This is a genomic window from Eudoraea sp. (assembly GCF_049665975.1).
Taxonomy (GTDB): domain Bacteria; phylum Bacteroidota; class Bacteroidia; order Flavobacteriales; family Flavobacteriaceae; genus Eudoraea.
Window position 1 is genome coordinate 1 of the sequence record NZ_JBATGR010000119.1, and the last position, 5,145, is coordinate 5,145.

Genomic DNA, 5,145 nt, shown 5'->3' on the forward strand with positions numbered 1-5,145 from the left:
CGCAAAATTGGAGGCTATAGAAATCGAAGTTACTCCCAATCCTGATCTGGCCTTTATTTTAACAAGACAAAAAGAATTGCAGGCTGAATTGACCAAAGAAGAAATTCCTGAGATTTTGGAAGAAAAACCATTTGAATTCCTTGGGCTAAACTGGTGGCAATTAATACTTTCAATTCTTGCAGCGCTATCAATATTGAAATTTAGTTATGATAAAATCAGAGCAATTCAATTCAACAACAGACAACGTAATAAAGAAAAATTAGTATCTGAAACACATTATTTTCAATTGGTTAAGGAGGCATCTAAAAAGGGAGATACAATGTCATTTTTTCGACAGCTTATGTTTTGGTACGACCGATTTAGGACTGAGAAGTACAAACCGGAATTAAGTGATTTTATAACTAAATCGAAAGATACAGTGCTTTCTGATAAGTTAGATGAGATAACTAAATATGCTTACAGGGAGGATAAAACGGAAGGTACTCTGACTGACGCGGAATCCCTTTTTAATGAATTAAGTAAAGCCCGAAATAAAAGTCTAAGTGAAAGAGAAAGAAAGACCAAAGAAGGATGGATAAATCTTAATCCAAAATAACAGCAAGTAAATGCAAGAGAATATGCTTCAATATTTAGAGCCTATTATTGTGCCGGACAGGGTTCCGTTCTGGCCTCCGCAACCAGGTTGGTATGTGATTGCAATTATTTTACTGGGACTTGCTATACTTGGAGTTAAAAAGTGGTTGGCCTATAAAAGGAAAAATGAGTATAGGATTTGGGCACTGCAGGAATTGCAAAAAATTGACGTTAAAGAAGCAGATATTAGACAAATAGTACTCCTCAACAAATTATTGAAAGCTACGGCGTTGCAAGGTTTCCCAAGAACTGAAGTGGCCGAACTATATGGTACAGAATGGATGCAATTCCTTGAAAAAACCTATCCAAAAACCAGATTTACTGAAGCCCCGGGAATTTTTTTAGAAGGAGCATCCTATAGGCGAAAAAGATCAATAAACATAAAGGACGAAGATTGGATGGAAATAATGAGAATAAGTGGGGAATGGATAAAAGGGCATAAAATAAATAGGAGTTAAGAAAATAGAGATATATTGAATAATAAATTAAAATATAATAGTTTAATATGACATGGATCCTCCTTATTACACTGGTGGAAATTGCCCTTACGCTCACCTCCTTATATTTATTAATTAAGGATGGCAGTAAGCCCATACGCATATGGGCATGGATCCTGCTTATTCTTTTTATCCCATTTATTGGGGCAATGTTATATTTCTTTTTTGGAGTCAATCTTCGAAGACAAAAGCTTTTCGATTTAAAAAAGGAGATAGATTATATTCAATTCGAGAATTTTGTTAAGAAGTATTCAGCAGAAGCAGAAATAAGTTTATTAGAAAGACACGATGTAACCCCTACTTATTTAAACCTTATACGATTACTCACCAGAGTTAACAGCGCTATCATTACTTTTAACAATAAGGTTAGGATACTCAATGATGGACCGGACACCTTCAAGGCCATTTTTGAGGCTTGTGAGAAAGCAGAAAGATATATTCACCTGCAATACTATATTTTTATCGACGGACAATTGGCAGATCGTTTTGTTACACTCTTTGAAAAGAAAATTAAACAGGGAGTTAAGGTAAGGCTTATTTATGATGCCCTGGGCAGCTGGGATTTATCAAATAAGATGATAAATAAATTCCAGGAAATTGGGGTGCAGATATTTCCTTTTATGCCGGTGAGATTTGGCAGGTTGGCCAGTTTAAATTATCGTAATCACCGGAAAATTTTAATTGTGGACGGCTTAGTTGGTTTTACGGGCGGAATTAATGTAGATGACAAATATATCAAGGATGATGACGTTTTAGGTCATTGGACAGATACTCACCTGATGATTCAGGGAATGAGCGTTAATTTCCTGCATTTCGTATTTCTTTCAGATTGGCTTTTTGTCACCAGGGAGAATCTGATAAAACCAAATATGTTTAAATTGATGGATCCGATTGGAGACACTCCGGTGCAAATCGTATCCAGTGGCCCGGACGCAGATTACCCTAATATTCTTCAACAGTACCTTTATATTTTATATCAGGCAAAAGAGTATGTGTACATTGTGAATCCCTATATAGTTCCTGATTCTACCCTTTCATTAGCCATTAAGACCGCTGCATTAAGTGGTATAGATGTACGGATAATAGTTCCCGGGAATTCTGAGTCAGTAATGATTCATTGGGCAGTAAAATCCTTTTTTAGCAGGTTCCTCATGGCAGGGGTTAAAATTTATTTGTTCCAGGAAGGTTTTATACATTCAAAGGTAATTATATCTGATGATTCCGTTTGTTCAATTGGAACTGCCAATTTGGACGTGCGGAGTTTGGAACAAAATTTTGAAGTGAACGCCCTGATTTATAGTAAGGAAGAAACAATCAATATGAAAAAGCAATTCTCGGTATTTCAAAAGGGCAGTAAGCAGCTAACCCTTGAAGCACATAAAGCAAGGCCTAATATAGATAGGGTTAAGGAAAAACTGGCAAGATTAAGCAGTCCCTTGATGTAGAGAATCATGTCTCCTTTTTAAATCATATAGGCTTCTGAAAAGTAAAAGACACCATAACATCTGGCTTATATAATCTAACTTTAATAAGAAAGGCCCGGATATCCGGGCCTTTAAATTATATAGTTAACTTTGTTTTACTGCACTGGATCAAACGAAAAATGTTGGCCGCCTACAGAGGCTTCAGCCATTAGCCCGCCTGCTACCATTGTAAATACGGCAACACCATCCTGATAAGAAAAATCAGCAGAAGCACCTTCCGTAATGGCAGTTGCGGAAGCCTGTGCATTAAACTTTAATTTGCCGCTTTTGAAACGGTCAAAAGCTTCTTGATTTTCAAAGAAAATCACCTCAGCGTATTGTTGTCCACCGGCCTGCAGACCAAAGGATGCCTGTCCAAGTTTTGAAGAAGCCACTATTTGCTTGCCTTTATAAACTAGCCCTTTGCCACCGGCGCCTCCAATGACTAATCCTGCTTTGGTTATTTTTGGATAAATAGCATATCCATAGGCCTTATCCTTAAAGCTTTGTAATTTGCCTACCTTTTGAATCATTTCTGCCAACTTTTCGTTGCTATCTTTTTCTAAATCAACATTCCAGCCAGCTATCTGGGCATTAGAACTAAATGAGAAAGCAAAGCCCATGAGGAGTAATAAAAAAGATGTCTTTTTTAAATAGTTTGTGTTCATATTATAATTATTAAGTGTTTAAATTATTTAGGTATATTTTTTCTAAACCTGGGGATATGATGTATAATCAACAGCACCAAAGTATTGTGATTATGGGATAAAATAAAACATTGAAAAAGATACAAAAAAGAAGCTAAATAACACCCCTATATATTGTTTTATTTCGATTTATAGTATCTCAATTATTGTGCCAAAGACATCCTAACGGACTAATTGAGGAATATCAAAAGAATTGATCAAAAGACTACTTAATTTTAAAACCTTTAGCAACAGAATTTGCATAAGCAGTTGCTACACTTGGTGAATCGTCAGGGTTTTCAATAGAAGCCGTAACCCATGCCACGAGCTGTTTCCCTTCTTCGAGCTCCAGGTCATAGACCACAGTTTCGAGAATATATAGTTTGGAGGTTATTGTTGACCCGGATGTATCACGCCTAACCTGATCTGCCGAATATGATCCAGGGATATAAAAATAATTATAAAAGCCACCATATGCGGTTGGATAACCCATTCCACCATAAAATACTGTAGTTTCATATTTCTCGGCGCCTACCTCACGGCTCTGTTCCTGATAATCCTTTAATGAAGTAACCACTACACCATTATATTCATTTTTTTCCAAAATGGATTGGATTTGCTGTTTTTGTTCTTCTGTAATCTTGGCTACAGGATTAAAATCGGGAAATTGACTATAGCTGGATATGGCATTGTACCCTGCCGCTACAAATTTTTTGGTAAGTGCGTTTTCATACGCCATCCTGATATCCTTATCTGCAGTTCTGCCAATAACCAGAATTTTTTTATTCTGCATGCTACCTGCTGTTTCAGCTTCCCAGGATTTAATGACTTTAAAACTTGAGCAACTGGTCAAAACCAATGCAATAAGCAGTAAAATAAAAGGTGATATTTTTTTCATATTTTTTATTGAACGGCTAATATATACAATATATGGCAATTAATTCTCCTTGGTAAATTCTGCCTTGCCGATTTTTCCGTTTCTTAGAACAGTCATGGTAATGACCTCCCCTTTTTGAGCTTCAGCTATTATCTTTCTGATTTTGAAAATGGAGTTGATATCTTTAATGGTTATGCCAGCCAATTCCAGAATAATATCCCCTCCAATTGTAAGTTCTGTTTCTTCAATTTTGGCTGAAATAGTACCAGCCTTCAGACCCAATGCACTTGCCGATCCTTTAGAGGACAAACTTGTAATCAACAAGCCTGATTCCTGAGGAAGATTAAGTGCCTTTGCCAGATCTCCGTCCAGTAATATTGATTCCATACCGCCCCAGATACTAGGCTCCTGCATTAGTAATTTATTAGCCACATTCGATGACATCGCAAAACCAATTCCCTCAAACCCACCAGAGTTACTATAGATTCTGCTTGCAATACCTATAACTTCACCTCTCATATTAAACATAGGACCCCCGGAGTTCCCCGGGTTGATAGAAGCATCCGTTTGCAGAAATTCAATCTTTACAAAATCATTACTTAAATGTATTGGTGTAAATCTACCACTTAGTATTCCTCTTGAGAGCGATTGTTTAAAACCATGAGGGGCGCCCAGAACAAAGACATCTTCACCTACAGATACCCTATCGGAATCTCCAATGGGGGCAACTTTTTTGTTCTTCAGCTTAAAATCTCCTTTTATTTTTACAAGGGCAACATCAGCTTGGGCTACAGAACTTAGTACTGTTCCTTCGTATATGTCACCATCAAGAAATTCAATTTGAACCTCTTCCGCAGTTTGTACCACATGAGCAGCAGTCCATATAAGACCTTCTTCAGCTATTAATACTCCGGAACCCTGAGATTCCTCGGTGACTACCTGAATATATTCCCCTTCACTTTCCCGGGAAACATTAATGATATCTATAA

The 5,145-nt window shown here is 37.0% G+C and carries 6 protein-coding genes; 3 read left to right on the top strand and 3 right to left on the bottom strand.

What is annotated here, in order from left to right:
• From WBN20_RS04755 to cls, 3 genes are all read left to right on the top strand, one after another.
• Window positions 1–595: hypothetical protein (locus WBN20_RS04755; RefSeq protein WP_424280890.1), on the top strand; the 595-nt coding region annotated here is incomplete at its 5' end.
• A 22-nt stretch (window positions 596–617) separates the two neighbouring features.
• Window positions 618–1,091 carry a DUF4381 domain-containing protein gene (locus WBN20_RS04760; RefSeq protein ID WP_424280891.1) on the top strand — a complete coding sequence of 158 codons (474 nt, stop codon included), beginning with the start codon at window positions 618–620 and terminating at the stop codon, window positions 1,089–1,091.
• Window positions 1,092–1,138: 47 nt separating this feature from the next.
• On the top strand, window positions 1,139–2,575 hold the full coding sequence (gene cls, locus WBN20_RS04765) for a cardiolipin synthase (protein ID WP_424280892.1): 1,437 nt from the start codon (window positions 1,139–1,141) through the stop codon (window positions 2,573–2,575).
• A gap of 134 nt (window positions 2,576–2,709) precedes the next feature.
• Here cls and WBN20_RS04770 read toward each other — a convergent pair whose 3' ends face one another.
• The 3 genes from WBN20_RS04770 to WBN20_RS04780 all read right to left on the bottom strand — a co-directional run.
• Entirely contained in the window at window positions 2,710–3,261 is a 552-nt protein-coding gene (locus WBN20_RS04770) for a YSC84-related protein (RefSeq protein WP_424280893.1), read from the bottom strand.
• Between the two features lie 244 nt (window positions 3,262–3,505).
• On the bottom strand, window positions 3,506–4,177 hold the full coding sequence (locus tag WBN20_RS04775; protein WP_424280894.1) for a hypothetical protein: 672 nt from the start codon (window positions 4,175–4,177) through the stop codon (window positions 3,506–3,508).
• A 39-nt stretch (window positions 4,178–4,216) separates the two neighbouring features.
• Window positions 4,217–5,145 (bottom strand): S1C family serine protease (locus tag WBN20_RS04780; RefSeq protein WP_424280895.1); only part of this gene is annotated, 929 nt, incomplete at its 5' end.